19 protein-coding genes are annotated in these 15,311 nt (G+C 34.3%); 15 read left to right on the forward strand and 4 right to left on the reverse strand.

What is annotated here, in order from left to right:
• Positions 1–27: 27 nt before the first annotated feature.
• Positions 28–996 carry a COX15/CtaA family protein gene (locus KDN24_RS09670; RefSeq protein WP_409974655.1) on the reverse strand — a complete coding sequence of 323 codons (969 nt, stop codon included), beginning with the start codon at positions 994–996 and terminating at the stop codon, positions 28–30.
• 544 nt (positions 997–1,540) lie between these two features.
• Here KDN24_RS09670 and cyoE point away from each other — a divergent pair.
• From cyoE to KDN24_RS09705, 7 genes are all read left to right on the forward strand, one after another.
• Positions 1,541–2,473: a heme o synthase gene (cyoE, locus tag KDN24_RS09675; RefSeq protein ID WP_409974656.1), complete on the forward strand. Its 933-nt coding sequence runs from the start codon at positions 1,541–1,543 to the stop codon at positions 2,471–2,473.
• Between the two features lie 231 nt (positions 2,474–2,704).
• A complete protein-coding gene (coxB, locus tag KDN24_RS09680; RefSeq protein ID WP_409974657.1) occupies positions 2,705–3,778 on the forward strand; it encodes a cytochrome c oxidase subunit II in 1,074 nt (357 codons plus the stop codon).
• A 28-nt stretch (positions 3,779–3,806) separates the two neighbouring features.
• Positions 3,807–5,684 carry a cytochrome c oxidase subunit I gene (ctaD, locus tag KDN24_RS09685; RefSeq protein WP_409974658.1) on the forward strand — a complete coding sequence of 626 codons (1,878 nt, stop codon included), beginning with the start codon at positions 3,807–3,809 and terminating at the stop codon, positions 5,682–5,684.
• Positions 5,684–6,313 carry a cytochrome (ubi)quinol oxidase subunit III gene (locus KDN24_RS09690; RefSeq protein ID WP_409974659.1) on the forward strand — a complete coding sequence of 210 codons (630 nt, stop codon included), beginning with the start codon at positions 5,684–5,686 and terminating at the stop codon, positions 6,311–6,313. The genes ctaD and KDN24_RS09690 overlap by 1 nt, the downstream gene beginning before the upstream one ends.
• Positions 6,314–6,317: 4 nt before the next feature.
• On the forward strand, positions 6,318–6,653 hold the full coding sequence (gene ctaF, locus KDN24_RS09695; RefSeq protein WP_409974660.1) for a cytochrome c oxidase subunit IVB: 336 nt from the start codon (positions 6,318–6,320) through the stop codon (positions 6,651–6,653).
• 107 nt (positions 6,654–6,760) lie between these two features.
• Positions 6,761–7,663: a cytochrome c oxidase assembly factor CtaG gene (gene ctaG / locus KDN24_RS09700; RefSeq protein ID WP_409974661.1), complete on the forward strand. Its 903-nt coding sequence runs from the start codon at positions 6,761–6,763 to the stop codon at positions 7,661–7,663.
• Between the two features lie 231 nt (positions 7,664–7,894).
• Complete coding sequence (locus KDN24_RS09705) at positions 7,895–8,362, forward strand: DUF420 domain-containing protein (RefSeq protein ID WP_409974662.1); 468 nt, start codon at positions 7,895–7,897, stop codon at positions 8,360–8,362.
• Between the two features lie 156 nt (positions 8,363–8,518).
• Here KDN24_RS09705 and ytvI read toward each other — a convergent pair whose 3' ends face one another.
• Both ytvI and KDN24_RS09715 read right to left on the reverse strand, forming a co-directional pair.
• Positions 8,519–9,577, reverse strand: a complete 1,059-nt coding sequence (gene ytvI, locus KDN24_RS09710) for a sporulation integral membrane protein YtvI (RefSeq protein WP_409974663.1) — start codon at positions 9,575–9,577, stop codon at positions 8,519–8,521.
• 153 nt (positions 9,578–9,730) lie between these two features.
• Positions 9,731–10,090 (reverse strand): YugN family protein, encoded by a 360-nt coding sequence (locus tag KDN24_RS09715; protein WP_409974664.1) that lies wholly within the window; start codon positions 10,088–10,090, stop codon positions 9,731–9,733.
• A gap of 220 nt (positions 10,091–10,310) precedes the next feature.
• On the opposite strand from KDN24_RS09715, the gene KDN24_RS09720 reads away from it, so the two are divergent.
• From KDN24_RS09720 to KDN24_RS09730, 3 genes are all read left to right on the forward strand, one after another.
• On the forward strand, positions 10,311–10,928 hold the full coding sequence (locus KDN24_RS09720) for a LysM peptidoglycan-binding domain-containing protein (protein ID WP_491348399.1): 618 nt from the start codon (positions 10,311–10,313) through the stop codon (positions 10,926–10,928).
• 17 nt (positions 10,929–10,945) lie between these two features.
• Positions 10,946–11,377, forward strand: a complete 432-nt coding sequence (locus KDN24_RS09725) for a CBS domain-containing protein (RefSeq protein ID WP_491348400.1) — start codon at positions 10,946–10,948, stop codon at positions 11,375–11,377.
• A gap of 354 nt (positions 11,378–11,731) precedes the next feature.
• The gene (locus tag KDN24_RS09730) at positions 11,732–12,703 is read left to right on the forward strand and encodes a CAP domain-containing protein (protein WP_409974666.1); all 972 of its coding nucleotides are present in this window, start codon (positions 11,732–11,734) and stop codon (positions 12,701–12,703) included.
• Between the two features lie 4 nt (positions 12,704–12,707).
• On the opposite strand, the gene KDN24_RS09735 is transcribed toward KDN24_RS09730, so the two are convergent.
• Positions 12,708–13,064, reverse strand: a complete 357-nt coding sequence (locus tag KDN24_RS09735) for a hypothetical protein (RefSeq protein WP_409974667.1) — start codon at positions 13,062–13,064, stop codon at positions 12,708–12,710.
• A 147-nt stretch (positions 13,065–13,211) separates the two neighbouring features.
• On the opposite strand from KDN24_RS09735, the gene KDN24_RS09740 reads away from it, so the two are divergent.
• The 5 genes from KDN24_RS09740 (at position 13,212) to KDN24_RS09760 (ending at position 15,262) form a co-directional block, all read left to right on the forward strand.
• On the forward strand, positions 13,212–13,613 hold the full coding sequence (locus KDN24_RS09740; protein WP_409974668.1) for a YlbD family protein: 402 nt from the start codon (positions 13,212–13,214) through the stop codon (positions 13,611–13,613).
• 16 nt (positions 13,614–13,629) lie between these two features.
• Positions 13,630–13,872, forward strand: coding sequence for a YlbE-like family protein (locus tag KDN24_RS09745; RefSeq protein ID WP_409974669.1), 243 nt, complete (start codon positions 13,630–13,632; stop codon positions 13,870–13,872).
• 124 nt (positions 13,873–13,996) lie between these two features.
• The gene (locus KDN24_RS09750) at positions 13,997–14,434 is read left to right on the forward strand and encodes a hypothetical protein (RefSeq protein WP_409974670.1); all 438 of its coding nucleotides are present in this window, start codon (positions 13,997–13,999) and stop codon (positions 14,432–14,434) included.
• A 53-nt stretch (positions 14,435–14,487) separates the two neighbouring features.
• Positions 14,488–14,931: a YlbF/YmcA family competence regulator gene (locus KDN24_RS09755; protein WP_409974671.1), complete on the forward strand. Its 444-nt coding sequence runs from the start codon at positions 14,488–14,490 to the stop codon at positions 14,929–14,931.
• A 55-nt stretch (positions 14,932–14,986) separates the two neighbouring features.
• Positions 14,987–15,262 carry a YlbG family protein gene (locus tag KDN24_RS09760; protein ID WP_491348401.1) on the forward strand — a complete coding sequence of 92 codons (276 nt, stop codon included), beginning with the start codon at positions 14,987–14,989 and terminating at the stop codon, positions 15,260–15,262.
• The last annotated feature ends 49 nt before the right edge of the window (positions 15,263–15,311 follow it).

Raw genomic sequence — 15,311 nt, forward strand, 5'->3', positions numbered from 1 at the left:
CTCTATTATTTTTTAGAAATGGCTTTCTTATTGTGCAGATACAGGTCGTGAGGAAATGGTTTTATCATGATCGTCGGTATTTTCAAGCTCAATGGCATTTTTTTTACTTCTAAAAGAAAGTAAAATAAAGTAACTTAACATGCCAAATAAACAAGAAATGAAAAATGCGTGTGCTAAAGCAATATATAAATTTAAACGTGTGAGGACGACAAGTGCACCTGCTATAACCTGAAGGGAAACGAGAACAAATGAAATAATCCATCCCCAATAAATAACTTTTTGATTTTTATAATGTTTAAACGCCAGCACTGTTATATAAGCGATCCAAATAAAAATAAGTCCTGCAGCTGCTCGGTGACCCATCTGAACCCATTCATACATATTTGAAGGAAGAGAGAATTCGCTGTTTATACAAAGTGGCCAATCACGACAAACTAAGCTTGCTTCAACATGACGAACGAGTGCACCAGTATAAACAACTATATAGCTATACAATGTAACGCCAAGAATATGCTTCTTCATCCGATTATCAAGTACGATTTTTTCTGCATCAAATTTTCTGTCCACTTCAAAAATAAGCAGTGTTAATAAAAAAACAGTTGCAAATGAAATTAAAGAAATACCGAAGTGCAGTGCAAGAACAAAATCAGATTGTCCCCAAAGAACTGCAGCAGCTCCAATTAAACCTTGAAGAACAAGAAAAAATATGGAGGTAAGTGCCAAAAATTTTGTTTCTCTAATATGTCCAATGACACGCCAGGACCAAAAGGATAAGATTAAAACCATAATACCGACTGAACCTGAAATTACACGGTGTGCAAGTTCGATCACTAACTCAATTGTAATCTCTTTCGGAATCAATTCACCGTTGCAAAGAGGCCACGATCGACCACATCCCATGCCTGAATCTGTTTTTGTTACGAGTGCTCCACCTAATAATATTAAGAGCATCCCAATTGTTGTTAATACCGCGAACCATTTTAATGCTCGTTGCAAAGTATTTCACCTTCTTTAAAAAGTTCATTAATTTGTAAAATTCAGCTTTTGATTAGTATAATAAAAGAAATGGAAAAAAAGTAAAGATATCGCTTTCATCATATCGAATAATTTGGAAATTGAACAGATATTCGATTATAGCATGTTTGATCATACAAAAACTTAGTAACATTTTCCAACTTTCAGCATTATTTTAACTATATTCATTGTAATAACTGTCTCATAAACATTAATACTTATTATGGCAGAAAAACTTTGAATCATTAAGCAAAAAAGTGTTTCGTCACAAATTAGTCACAAATATTTCAAAAAAAATTCACAAAAATCCCTTAAAGTGTGATTTAATATACAGAGATAGGTCTGTTTTTTCGATAGTGAACTTAATAAGGTTTCCACGTTAATAATAGTGAAAAACTATTATCCCCTAATAAATCATGGAGAGCCCTTCGTTTTTTATTGCAAATATAGTAAAGTCGGCTAGAATGCTTTATAGTAGGTATAGTGGGAAAGCTTTATTTGTGATAAAGGATAAGGAGGAAACAATATGTCTGACTCGAAGGCTTTCGGAGAAGCTGCAATTAAAAACAGTGAAGGAAGTCTGCATCACGCACAAACAACAATTTGGAAAGATTTTTTAGCACTTATAAAAATAGGGATCGTTAATTCAAATCTAATCACAACATTTACGGGACTATGGTTAGCTCTTCATTTTTCCGGAAGAAGTTTTTTAGATAATTTAGACATTGTTTTTTACGCACTAGCTGGTTCATCATTAATTATTGCTGGTTCATGTGCACTAAATAATTATTTAGACCGAGACATTGACCCATTTATGGAAAGAACGAAAGGGAGACCAACTGTTACAGGAAAAATGAATCCAATTGCAGTTGCTATTCTTAGTTTTTTCTTCATCATACTAGGTACTCTTCTTTTAATGCTGACAACTTCAACAGCAGTAATAATTGGTTTAATAGGAGTATTTAGTTATATTGTTCTTTATACAATGTGGTCGAAGCGCAAATATGTATCTAATACGATAATTGGAAGTATATCTGGTGCTGTTCCCCCATTAATTGGATGGGCAGCAATTGATGCTAACTTAAGTGTAATGGCTTGGGTCATATTTTTAATTATGTTCTTTTGGCAGCCCCCTCATTTTTATGCTCTAGCAATGAGAAGGGTTGAAGAATATCGAGCTGCAAATGTACCAATGTTGCCAGTTGTAAAAGGTTTCAAAGCGACTAAGCGCAGTATTTATTTATGGGTTGCAGCGTTGTTTCCACTGCCATTCTTTCTCTTTGAATTAGGGTTGCCTTTCATCATTCTTGCAACATTGCTAAATATTGGGTGGGTGGCTACAGGAATATATGCTAGGAAATTTAAGGATGATATAAAATGGGCTAAATTAATGTTTGTATACTCTTTACAATACCTGACTATTATGTTTGTAGCTATGGTAATTATCACACTTATATAAAATGTTGAGGAAAAGGAGCGGGAGATATTCCTTTATTCGCTAAAAAATACTCTCGCTCGACATTATTAGACATTTTTCTCTATAGCCATACTAATTATAGTACATAAGTAACACTTACCTTATTGTTAGGATATTCTTTCTTTTCCTAAGTTATTTGAAAGAATTTATTTATAATTATTGAAACAAAAAGATGTAACGAATTTATTTATGAAAGAGGGGTTTGATTAAGCTATGAAAAGGCTTACAAAGGGGCTGCTTCTATCCTTGTTTGCGATTTTGACGCTTATTCTTTCAGCTTGCGGCCAGCCGCATTTATCAACGCTTCAGCCGGCAGGGGAAGTAGCGCAAAAGCAGTTTGATTTAATGGTATTAAGTACCGTGATCATGGTAGGGGTAATTGCAATTGTAGCTGTGATTTTTGTCATTGTAATGGTAAAATTCCGTCGAAAAGACAATAAAATTCCAAAACAAGTTGAAGGAAATCACACATTAGAAATTATTTGGACAGTTATTCCGATTTTGTTAATTTTAGTTCTTGCTGTTCCAGTTGTTTCAGCAGTATTTAATTTAGCTGATGTTTCTGCAATGGATGAGAAGAATGAAGATGGAAAAACGGATGTGCTTGTCGTAAATGTTCGAGCAAACTTATATTGGTGGGAATTTGAATACCCAAATCAGGAAATTGTAACATCACAAGAACTTGTTGTTCCAACAGATGAAAAGGTTTACTTTAATCTAATTGCTTCAGATGTAAAACATTCATTTTGGATTCCAGCAGCTGGAGGAAAAATGGATAACAACACTGAAAACGTAAATAAATTTTGGTTGAAATTTGATGGTGAGAAAGCTAAAAATGCAGGTCAGTTATTTCAAGGAAGATGTGCAGAGCTTTGTGGTCCTTCTCACGCCTTAATGGATTTTAAAGTTAAAGCAATACCACGTGCTGAGTTTGATCAATGGGTCACTGCTATGACCAATGTTAAAGAACCGGTTCAGGCGACAACTGACTTAGCAAAAGACGGTCAAGATCTCTTTAATAAAAGCTGTATCGGCTGTCATGCAGTCACACCAGGGAATAGTACACCTGCTGCAGGGCGTATGGGTCCAAACTTAACTACTTTCGGCGACCGTACGACGATTGCTGGTTTTTTAGAGCATAATGATGAAAACTTAAAAAATTGGTTAACTGACCCTGAAACATATAAACCTGGAAATAAAATGACAGGTATGTATGGTGAATTGACACCTGCACAGTTAGATGCGCTTACTGCATATTTAATGGGGTTAAAAGTTCAAGAAAAATAGTGGATTTTTTTTAAAGGGAGGTAAAATTGTGAGTACCTTGGCTCAAAAAAGAGGATTTGGTGCAACTCTTTGGGACTATTTAACAACAGTTGACCATAAGAAAATTGCCCATATGTATTTAATAGCTGGCGGATTTTTCTTCCTGCTTGGGGGACTTGAGGCATTATTTATTCGCATTCAGCTTCTTAAACCAAATAATGATTTTGTTAGTGCAGGTTTTTTTAATGAATTACTAACAATGCACGGTACAACCATGATATTCTTGGCGGCAATGCCAATTCTTTTAGGATTTATGAACGCGGTAATGCCACTGCAAATCGGTGCAAGGGATGTCGCTTTTCCATTTCTAAATTCATTGGGATTTTGGTTGTTTTTCTTCGGAGGAGTTTTTCTAAATATCTCATGGTTTGTTGATGGTGCTCCTGATGCTGGATGGACGTCTTATGCTTCTTTATCTTTAGCATCGACAGGACATGGCATTGACTTTTATGCACTTGGATTACAGATTGCAGGATTAGGTACATTAATTGGTGGTATCAATTTCCTTGTTACAATTATTAATATGCGTGCTCCAGGGATGACATATATGAGAATGCCAATGTTTACTTGGACGACATTCATTGTTTCTGGACTTATCTTATTTGCATTTCCACCATTAACTGTAAGTTTATTTTTAATGACATTTGATCGGATGTTTGGGGCAAACTTCTTTGACGCATCAATGGGAGGAAATACGATCATTTGGGAACACTTCTTCTGGATATTTGGACACCCAGAAGTGTATATTTTAATTTTGCCAGCCTTTGGTATATTCTCTGAAATATTCTCGATTTTTTCGCGAAAACGATTGTTTGGTTATTCTTCAATGGTATTTGCGACCGTTTTAATCGGCTTCTTAGGATTTATGGTTTGGGCTCACCATATGTTCACAACTGGATTAGGGCCAATCGCTAACGCTATTTTTGCTGTTTCAACAATGGCGATTGCAGTCCCAACAGGCATAAAGATTTTTAACTGGTTATTTACAATGTGGGGTGGAAGTATAAGATTTACAACCCCGATGATTTGGGCTTTAGCCTTTATTCCATCTTTTATAATGGGTGGGGTAACAGGTGTTATGCTCGGGGCTGCAGCTGCTGACTATCAGTATCATGATACGTATTTCGTTGTAGCTCACTTCCACTATGTCATCGTAGGTGGGGTTGTGTTTGCGATATTTGCAGCAACACATTTATACTGGCCGAAAATGTTTGGAACAATGTTGAATGAAACTTTAGGAAAAATCACTTTCGTATTGTTTTTCATCGGTTTCCACTTAACATTCTTTATCCAACATTTCCTTGGCTTATGGGGAATGCCGCGACGTGTATTCACATATTTACCAGGTCAAGGTTTTGAAACATCTAACTTTGTAAGTTCAATTGGTGCATTTTTAATGGCAGCTGGTGTGATTGTTATGTTATACAACGTAATTGTCACGAGTGTGAAAAATGTGAAAGTTGGAAATGATCCTTGGGAAGATGGACGTACTCTTGAATGGGCGATTTCTTCTCCACCGCCATATTATAACTTTAAACAGCTTCCGCTTGTACGTGGACTTGATGCTTATTGGCTTGAAAAAATGGAAGGAAAGAAAGGGATGTCTCCTGCCGAACCACTTGGCGATGTTCATATGCCGAATAGTTCCTTCACACCGTTTTTAATTTCTTTAGGTCTTTTCATTGCAGCATTTGGTGCAATGTTCCATGGAGATAAAGGAAATACATGGGGAATCCCAGTGTTAATTGGCGGGCTTCTATTTACATTATTATCAATGGGCTACCGTTCAATTAAAGATGATCACGGGTATCATATTCCTAAAGAAGAATTGATGAATGATAATAATGATAAGGGGGTTGAGGCATAATGCAAGCAGAAGAGAAAATGACGCTTGAAAAATGGCCTGCGTCGCCTGAACGACAAACCCTTGAGGCTAAAAATAAATTTGTTGGATTTTGGATATTTTTAGGGGGAGAGACAGTTCTTTTCGCTTCTCTCTTTGCAACCTATCTTGCATTAAAGGATTCAGTTCCGAAAGCAGATATGCCTTTAGCAAAAGATTTATTTGAGATTCCACTTGTATTTGCCATGACGATGATACTTTTAACAAGCTCGTTAACGAGTGTGTATGCAATGTATCATATGAAAAATTTTAATTTTAAAAAAATGCAGCTCTGGCTTGGTATTACTGTGCTGCTTGGCTTAGCCTTTTTAGGGTTGGAAATTTATGAATTTAATCACTATGTCGATAAATTTGGGCACACTTTTACAAGCAGTGCATTCGGATCTGCTTTCTATACGCTTGTAGGCTTCCACGGTGCTCACGTAGCCTTCGGTTTATTATGGATAACGACATTAATTATTCGGAACAGCAAACGAGGCCTAAGCCTTTACAATGCGCCAAAATATTATGTAGCAAGTCTTTATTGGCACTTTATTGACGTTGTATGGGTATTTATTTTTACTGTAGTATATTTAATGGGAATGGTGGGATAAACTGATGACAAATGAACAATTCAATTCAGGTACCCCTCGGGTAGACATTGAATATCGTCGTAAAAAAAATGCTGAAGAGATGAAACATCAGGTCATTACATTTGCATTGATGATTTTCTTAACGATTGTTGCTTTTATTGCTGTTGCATATAAAGATTTTACAGGCTGGTTTATCGTTCCTTTTATTTTTCTATTAGCTTGTGTTCAAGTTATTTTTCAATTATATTATTTTATGCATATGAGCCATGAAGGGCATGAGGCACCGAAAATGTTTATGTATTCAGCAATATTTATGGCGTTCATAACAGTTTTGGCCTATATGACAATTATTTGGTGGTAAAAAAGAAGGGAAAATCGGCGAAAAGCCGGTTTTCTTTTTACGTAGGCAAAATATTTTAAATAATGGGAATTTCGTGTTTTAATGGTTTATATAAGGGGTGAATAGGCATGGCAATACAAATCTTTGGTTTTCAAGCATTATGGAGCCCGTATTTTTTCATATTTTTATTACTCCTATTTATCGGATACTTTCTGATTACAGTGAAATATCGTCATAAATATTCAAACAGTGAGCCACTAACTAAACGGCAAGCAACCTATTTTTCTGTAGCAATTATCCTTTTGTATTTGATTAAAGGCTCACCGATTGATTTGATGGGTCATTTAATGTTCTATGCACATATGATTCAAATGGCTATCCTTTGTCTAATCATTCCACAATTTATTATCCTCGGGATTCCACCTTGGATTTGGAGAAAGCTGTTTAATAATAAAATACTAAAAAATGTTTTTTCTATTTTAACAAAGCCGATACCTGCGTTAATTTTATTTAATGGGATTTTCTCCCTTTATCATATTCCATTAATATTTGACGTAGTAAAGACTAATTTCATTTATCATGCCGCCTATACAACTCTATTATTTGTTGTTGCCATCTTTTTTTGGTGGCCACTTATTAATAAGCTTGATGAATATCAATTATTAAGTGGCCTTAAAAAAGTGGGATACATTTTTGCTGGTGGGGCTTTACTATTACCGGCTTGCGGATTAATCATTTTTGCAGATGTTCCATTGTATGCATCGTTTTCTGACCCGGAGGCATGGGCAAAATCTTTGGAACTTTGTGTTCCGGCATCTACACTTTCGGGGTTAACATTAAGTGGGCCAGAAATGTTTAGCTCAATGTCTCTCATTAATGATCAACAGCTTGGTGGAGTTATCATGAAAGTCATTCAAGAAATTGTATATGGCATTGCTTTAGCGCAAATCTTTTTTAGTTGGTATCGTAAAGAACAAGAAGAAACTGAAATTGAAAAACAGCTAAGACTTGACCCACAGTTAATTGAGTAAATTTTTACCCATCCATTCATGGATGGGTTTTTATGTGATCAATTAAAATTTATACTGCTATTAAAAAGATCACATTTTTGTTTTTAAAAATGAACAAATGGTGAACTTTTTACGATAGTTCTCTTTGTTTGTTGATAAAATGAACAGAGTCTACTAAAATTGATATCATGCATATATTATAGAATTGTTTAAAAATGATTGACCGAATTATAGGGTAGAGAGGGAGTCATTATGGATTATTCATTGCCGATATTACCGACAATTAGTACGGCATTTATTGTTTTAAGTGCAATAACTGTCGCGATAGGCTGGGTTCAGATTAGTAAGAGAAAAATGGAAGCACATAAAAAAACAATGACACTAGCTGCTGTTTTTGCAATTATTTTCTTCGTTATTTATGCAAGTAGAACTGTTTTCATTGGAAATACTGCATTCGGCGGTCCAGAAGATATTAAAATTTATTATACAATCTTTTTGATTTTTCATGTAACATTAGCAACAATCGGAGCTATTTTCGGGATTGTCAGTTTGTATACAGGTTATAAAAATAATCTTAAGCGCCATCGGAAGTTGGGACCGATTACGAGTATAATTTGGTTTTGTACTGCCGTTACAGGTGTAGCTGTTTATTTATTACTTTATGTTTTTTACCATGGGGGCGAAACAACCTCTGTAATTAAAGCAATATTAGGTTTTTAAAAACTGCCATGAGGCAGTTTTTTTAGGCTAATAGGAAAGTTAAAATTTATTAACGTACTAAAGTAAAAAAAAAGTCTAAATAATAGTAGCATTTATAATACCGCATAAGAAAAGCTAAGGCATTCGCCGGAAGAGCTTGACGAATGCCGAGTTTTTCTAAATCTTAAAATTAATTTTTATTAAACCTGCTTCTTTCGCCGAATTAAAGGCGATTAAAATCATCGGCCCGATAATAAACCCAAGAATTCCAAATAGCTTTAAACCGAGAAACATTGCAATTAAAGTTGCTAAAGGTGACAAACCGATATGACTTCCCATTACCTTTGGTTCCACGGTTCTTCTTATAATTAATAAAATAGCCGCTAAAATAGCAAGCTTTGTGCCAAGAACGATATCACCTGTTAATAAATGAAATAGTGACCACGGTCCTAAAATGACGATCGATCCTATAATCGGAATTACATCAATAATCCAGATGACGAGCGCCATGATAAGTGCGATGTCTGGTTTAATGAGCAATAAGCCGATTAATGAAACAATGAAAACAATGATACTTACTAAAAACTGGGCTTTAAAAAACCCAAATACTACATAAGATAGACGTGAAGACATAAAAGAAACTTTTTCAGCTGTTTTTTCTGTGAGGTGATTGTATATCCCTACTTTTATTCGTGGAATGTCAATCATAAATAAAAATAGGGCGATTAAGTAGACGAGGAAGCTAACTAAATAATTTGGTATATTTGTTAAGAGCGCTTTTACATTATCGATGTTTATATAAGCGATTAAATCGTCTTTTGTTTTGATTAGGAAAGTTTGGACTTGATTGCTAATTTCATCAACTAAATCTTTCGGAAGATCTTTTGCGGCTTTAGAAAAATCTGCTTCAATTCTAAGCCAAGCGGTTGTAATTTCATTAATATATTGGGGGGCATGTTCAACGAGCTTGATCGCCTCAGTAACAACTTTTGTTGTAATAAAATAACCGCTTATTCCGATAAAAAAGACAAATAATAAGAAAACGATTAACACTGAGAAGCGCCGTTTTATTTTAAGCTTTTTCTGAAGAATTTTTATTAGTGGCTCGAGAATAAGTGCGGTAATGATGGCGATCATTAATGGAATTGAAACTGGTAATATAAAATAACCAATCGTTGCAATAAGCACAATAATGATGAAAATAAATAAAAAACGTTTTGTAAAAATGGCTGACAAAATAGAACTCCTTTCTAACTTTAGAAACATAATTCAATTATAATATGATTATTACGATGAAGTCATGTACAAACATAAAATTTTTGAATAATTATAAAAGACGTATGCAAGCATACGTCTTTTATTTATCTAGGCAACACAAGTTTTCGTTCATTATTTAGCAAATTTGCTAAGTTCTTCACTGATTGTACCTAGAATTTTTTCACATTGGCTAACAAGTGTTTTTGGGAATACTTCATCTTCACCATATTCAACACCGTGTGGATAATAATATTTGCCAAGCACTGGTGTTTTTAGTTGAATAATGGCTTTGTTAGCACCGACATCGCCTTCAACGGCAGTGCCAAATACACGTAAATAGAAGATGCCTTCTTTTAAATCAAATTTACGATCATATGTAACTCTTTCATAATCCCATTGGCCCTCGCGAACAAGCTTATTAGCTAACATTAAATCATCAAGTTGGTTTAAATCCGCTTTCTTATTATCTACCCCAGTATTTTCAAACTTCATATTTTGCCCCTCCTAAAACAGTCCATCCTTGCTATGAATAGCAAATTAGTTCAATTTTTTACAAGTACTACTCCAAATTCAATAATAGTTGAAAAGGGCAGAATATGCAATGGATACATAAAAGAAAGCGGTTTAATTCAGTGAAAAATTGAACTTAAATCATCAATATTTTTCTCGTTTTGGAAATGCTAAGAATGATTTATGGAAAGGAAGTTGTGTTATGAAAAAAAGGGTGTTCGTTCTTATCATTTTGCTAAGTTTTATATCCTTGCACGTTGTGTTTGCTGAGGAAACATATATTGTGAAAAATGGAGACACATTTTGGAAAATAGCTCGAAAATATGATGTAAAACTTGATTCAATCATAAAGAGCAATTCATCTATTGAAAATCCAAATGTCATTTTTCCAGGAGACAAAATCGTTATTCCTACTGATCGACGTAATGGGATGATGAAGCAATCGGAGAAAAATCTCTTTCATTTAATTAATGAAAAAAGAACACAATTAGGAATGAAAAGCTTAATAATAGATAGTAGGTTATCGAATGCAGCCCGATTAAAGTCAATTGATATGAGAGATAAAAAATATGTCTCACATAATTCACCTACTTATGGGGATCCTATAGTATTGTTGAAGGAATTAAAAATTTCATTTCAATTTGTAAAGGAAAGTATTGGTGCAGGGCATCGTTCAGCAGAGGAAGTACTTTCTTCCATGATAAACTCTACTGTTAATCTTGAGAATATGATGGATAAAAACGCAACACATATTGGTATAGGCTATGCAGAAGGTGGAGTATATGGTCATTATTGGACCATTTTAATTACAAAAAAATGAAATGGAGGAAAGAATGAATGGAAACCGTTCATGAAATGATGACTGAGCAAGTTGATAGTTGCTCACTATTGGATAATGTGTATGAAGTAGCAGTAAAAATGAAAGATTTAAATGTTGGTGCAATTCCCATTGTTGATGAAGATAAATTAGTTGGAATGATAACAGACCGAGATATCGTTTTACGATGTATTGCTGAAAAGAAGCCAGCCTCATCAAAGGTTGAAGAAATTATGAGTAATGATTTAATTACGATTAAGAAAGATACGGCTGTACATGAGGCAGCTCGGTTAATGGCAGAGCATCAGATCAGAAGGCTGCCAGTCATTGATAATGATGATAAATTAGTCGGGATAGTATCATTAGGTGATTTTGCTGTCCACCATTTAACGAATGAACATGCTGGGGATGCATTATCAGAAATTTCTCAAGCTAGTAATGAACTTCAATGATTAAAGCATAATAATGTTGTCAATGCCTGATGAGCTGCGTACAAAATTGTCATTCCTTTAATGGGATGATGAATTTGGCAATCTCTCACAGGCTTTTTTTGATTCAGAAATCATTTATGACGAATTCGGATTATTACTTCTTCTTTTTCTTTTAGAATTTTCACCCCCTTCTATTAAAAAGAAACTTATTGATGTTATACTAATTTATAGAAAGTTATCATAAAGATAGTAGAAAAAGAGAAAAGAAAGGGGGAAAATACTCTGCGCGTTCTTATAAGAACTTTAGTAATTGTATGTTCACTTTTATTGGTTGGTTTTGTTTTAAATGTTGCAACAAAGGATGAAAGAGAGATATTGGTAAATGAAAATAGCCATCAACCAAAAGTAGCTGAGGACTTAAATGAAGCTGCAAATGAAACTGCTAGTATTGCATTACCAAATCAAGGTTTGGCAAGCTTAATGGGGAAAACTAGCAAAGAACTAATTAGCGAACTAGGTAAACCTACTAGAATTGATCCCTCTCTTTATGATTATGAATGGTGGATTTATCCCGAAGATTATGAAAAATATGTTCAAATTGGAATTACAGATAATAAGGTTGTCACAGTCTTTGTTACTGGAGCGAAAGCTGAAATTCAGCCTTTTAAAATAGGGCAATCAATAACTGAAATCTATACAACTACCCAGGTTGAAACAAATATTAATATTGATCATCAAAATGGATCATATCGGTTTGAATTATCAGAAGATGATTTAAATAGTCGTCCATTAATTTTGCTAGGCGATTTTTTTGCACAACTGTATATTGATAAGTTTACTGGCACATTATCAAGTGTTCGGTTGTTAGATAAGGAAAGCCTAATAAAACTGCATCCGTACGAAATGGTTTATCGTGGTGAACTGCTTGAGGCGAATCTTTCCTCAGAAATAAAAGAGGACGAAGTTGAACGAGGAAAGGCTAGGCAAATTTTTGATTTAACGAATGTCATTCGCGTTCGTCACGGAATAAAACCACTTGAATGGGACGAGCAGTTGGCAGAGGTAGCATACGAACATAGTAAGGACATGTTCGAGTCGGAACAATTTTCTCATATATCTGAAAAAAGCGGAGAATTATCGGACCGTTTAGAAGCTAATCATGTAATCTATCAAATTGCAGGAGAAAATATTGCTGCGAATTATATAGATGCTCCTGCAGTAATTGAAGGCTGGCTAAATAGTAAAGGACACCGTGAAAGCCTATTAAACGAAGAATTTACTCATTTAGGAGTAGGTGTTTATAAAAAGCACTATACGCAAAATTTTATTGGAAAATGGCAGGAATAAGCACTCATTTATCGTATTTAATCCTATTTACATGAAAATAGTTTTCTTTCCAATTTCCAAATAAATGAACATATTCACCAACTGCGATGTTAGGTACTTGAAAATCTCGTTCAATCGGAATTATTTTTTTTACTTGCCATTTTTTTAAGTCAGATTGAATAGTTATCTCTAACACATAAATAAATCGATAGTAAGAAAATCTTTGTTTATGCCCACTTATTTGGACGATTTTCCCAGAAATTACTGCTTCTTCGGCTACAGACTTTAACTGTAGCCATTTTTGTTGACTTTCTCGCAATTCCTTTTTTGTCAGCCAAAAAAAATAGACGCAAATAATCGGTATTAAAATTGCTGTGACCACTTTAACCAAACCCTCTCACATAAAAAACATTCTTTTTCATATATCTAATTATATTATCATTATTGAGCGTGAACATTCAATTTCACCCTTTTCACCTTTGTTTCATAAAATATTGTAGGCATTTGTGACAAATGAGGTGATTTGGAGATGGCTACAAAAGAACTTCACCCTTCTGTTGAGCAATTCAAACAATTCGTTAAAGCGAATCCAGCAATCATTAAAGATGTTAGATCTGGCCAAAGTACTTTGCAGGAATTATATGAAGACTGGTATTTATTAGGGGAAGATGATCCGAAATGGGACCCATATCGAACGGGTGAACCGAAAGACAGTAAATCAGCTGAGCAAACCCCTGATTGGATGAGTAATATATTAGGCTCACTTAAAAAAATGGAACCTAATCAAATGCAAGGTTATATTGACAACTTAAGTAAAACATTGGCGACAGTCCAAAATCTTCTTTCTCAATTTCAAGGTGGTAATCAAGTAAATCTTCCAAAGGGTGGAGGAGAAAAATTAAGTAATCCATTTAGTTTTAATAAAGATTAGGGAGGAGAAAATAATCATGCGTAAAGAGATAAGTCATTATCTGATTCAAAATAAAGAATTACAAAGATTTATAAGGGAGCAGCCAGAGTGGTATCGCAAATTATCGCGAAATCCAACACAAATTCAATCTCTTGAAATTGCTTCTTTGCATTATTATAAAAATACAATTCCACATAAAGTTGAAAAGTTTGCAAATGGTGTGCAAATGGCAACAATGATGATGAGCATGTTCCAAGCGATGAACAGTAATCAAACATAAATCAAAGCTTTCTCAATTAATGAGAAAGCTTATTTTATTTTTTCGAAAGAAATAAAAAAAGACCGTTAGGCAAACAATAACGACATAGAAATGATTGAGCTTTATCATAAAGGAGAGATAGCTAATGAAGCTAATGAGAAGTCATGTTTATTTATTAATCGGATGTTTGCTGTTTATTACGATGGGTTGCAAAAAAGACATACCGAAACCGGAGACAAATATAGATGTTTATCCAATAATAAATACTGATTTACGAAAGGAAATTCCTGCTTCAAGTATGATGCTTGATCAAAGCGATCCTTTTTTTGTTAAGTATCAAGTTAAGGGAAAGGAAGTCTTGATTGAGTGTATCGTTCAAGGAATTACATTTCGAGAAACAAATGCTAATAATAAAGGGAAAATTGTTGTTTATGTCGACGGGAAGAAAAAGGATGAGATTTCATCAGCTGCGTTTATTATCAAAGGGCTTCCATCAGGGACACATCATCTTAAGTTACAAGCGGTAAAAACAAAGGATTCTTCCTATAATTTACAAAAAGAATTTTATATTACGATTCCATAACTTTTGATTTCTTCTGTTTCATGATAAAATATGAAACGGAGGTGAACTTCATTTTGCTTGCAACAATTGAAGGAATCGAAATTTTAGATCAGGCTGATAATATTGCAGCAATGATAATTAATTCAGAAGAGGCGGAGCAATATCGCCAATGTTTATATAGATTAAAAACAAATAAAGAAACACAAGAAAAAATAAATAAGTTTATAAAAATGAAAGAAATTTATGATGAAGTACAGCGCTTCGGCAAGTATCACCCCGAATATAAGACAGCTATGAAATCGATACGTGAGTTAAAACGAATCATGGATCTTGATTTTCATGTTGCTGAATTCAGAAGAGCGGAAAATAGTCTCCAGTCCTTATTAGATGAAGTCAGTGTCATCATTGGCCGTTCAGTGTCAGACCAAATTAAAGTTCCGACTGGTAATCCATTTTTCGATAGCTCGTCTAGCTGCGGAGGTGGCTGCGGAACTGGGGGAGGATGTGGCTGCTCTTAGTACGAATTTTCATAGAAGCAGACCTAAAAATATACAGTTTGAAGGGGAAGAAAATATGTTGGGACAACGCCAAGGAATAATTGTGTGGCTTTACACATTAAAACAGGCGAAAATGTTAAGAAAATTCGGCAATATCCATTTTGTGTCAAAAAGGTTGAAATATGTTGTATTATATTGCGATCTAGCTGAAGTGGAAAATACTATTGAAAAACTCAATTCCTATTCATTTGTAAAAAAAGTTGAGCCTTCGTATAAGCCATTTTTAAAAATTGAATTTGAAAACAAGAAACCAGATAAAGCAAAAGAGTATGACTATAAAATGGGAATTTAAAGATGAGAGGCTATCCTCTCATCTTTTTTTGTATTGAATATTGAAATGC

It is taken from the genome of Cytobacillus sp. Bva_UNVM-123 (genome assembly GCF_046351715.2).
Classification (GTDB): Bacteria; Bacillota; Bacilli; order Bacillales; family Cytobacillaceae; genus Cytobacillus.

Bases quoted from the DNA above. Each gene is read 5' to 3' on its own strand.
- cyoE (WP_409974656.1), top strand. From the start codon at position 1,541: ATGTCTGACTCGAAGGCTTTCGGAGAAGCTGCAATTAAAAACAGTGAA.
- coxB (WP_409974657.1), top strand. From the start codon at position 2,705: ATGAAAAGGCTTACAAAGGGGCTGCTTCTATCCTTGTTTGCGATTTTG.
- KDN24_RS09690 (WP_409974659.1), top strand. From the start codon at position 5,684: ATGCAAGCAGAAGAGAAAATGACGCTTGAAAAATGGCCTGCGTCGCCT.
- ctaF (WP_409974660.1), top strand. From the start codon at position 6,318: ATGACAAATGAACAATTCAATTCAGGTACCCCTCGGGTAGACATTGAA.
- ctaG (WP_409974661.1), top strand. From the start codon at position 6,761: ATGGCAATACAAATCTTTGGTTTTCAAGCATTATGGAGCCCGTATTTT.
- KDN24_RS09705 (WP_409974662.1), top strand. From the start codon at position 7,895: ATGGATTATTCATTGCCGATATTACCGACAATTAGTACGGCATTTATT.
- KDN24_RS09715 (WP_409974664.1), bottom strand. From the start codon at position 10,090: ATGAAGTTTGAAAATACTGGGGTAGATAATAAGAAAGCGGATTTAAAC.
- KDN24_RS09720 (WP_491348399.1), top strand. From the start codon at position 10,311: ATGAAAAAAAGGGTGTTCGTTCTTATCATTTTGCTAAGTTTTATATCC.
- KDN24_RS09725 (WP_491348400.1), top strand. From the start codon at position 10,946: ATGGAAACCGTTCATGAAATGATGACTGAGCAAGTTGATAGTTGCTCA.
- KDN24_RS09740 (WP_409974668.1), top strand. From the start codon at position 13,212: ATGGCTACAAAAGAACTTCACCCTTCTGTTGAGCAATTCAAACAATTC.
- KDN24_RS09745 (WP_409974669.1), top strand. From the start codon at position 13,630: ATGCGTAAAGAGATAAGTCATTATCTGATTCAAAATAAAGAATTACAA.
- KDN24_RS09750 (WP_409974670.1), top strand. From the start codon at position 13,997: ATGAAGCTAATGAGAAGTCATGTTTATTTATTAATCGGATGTTTGCTG.
- KDN24_RS09760 (WP_491348401.1), top strand. From the start codon at position 14,987: ATGTTGGGACAACGCCAAGGAATAATTGTGTGGCTTTACACATTAAAA.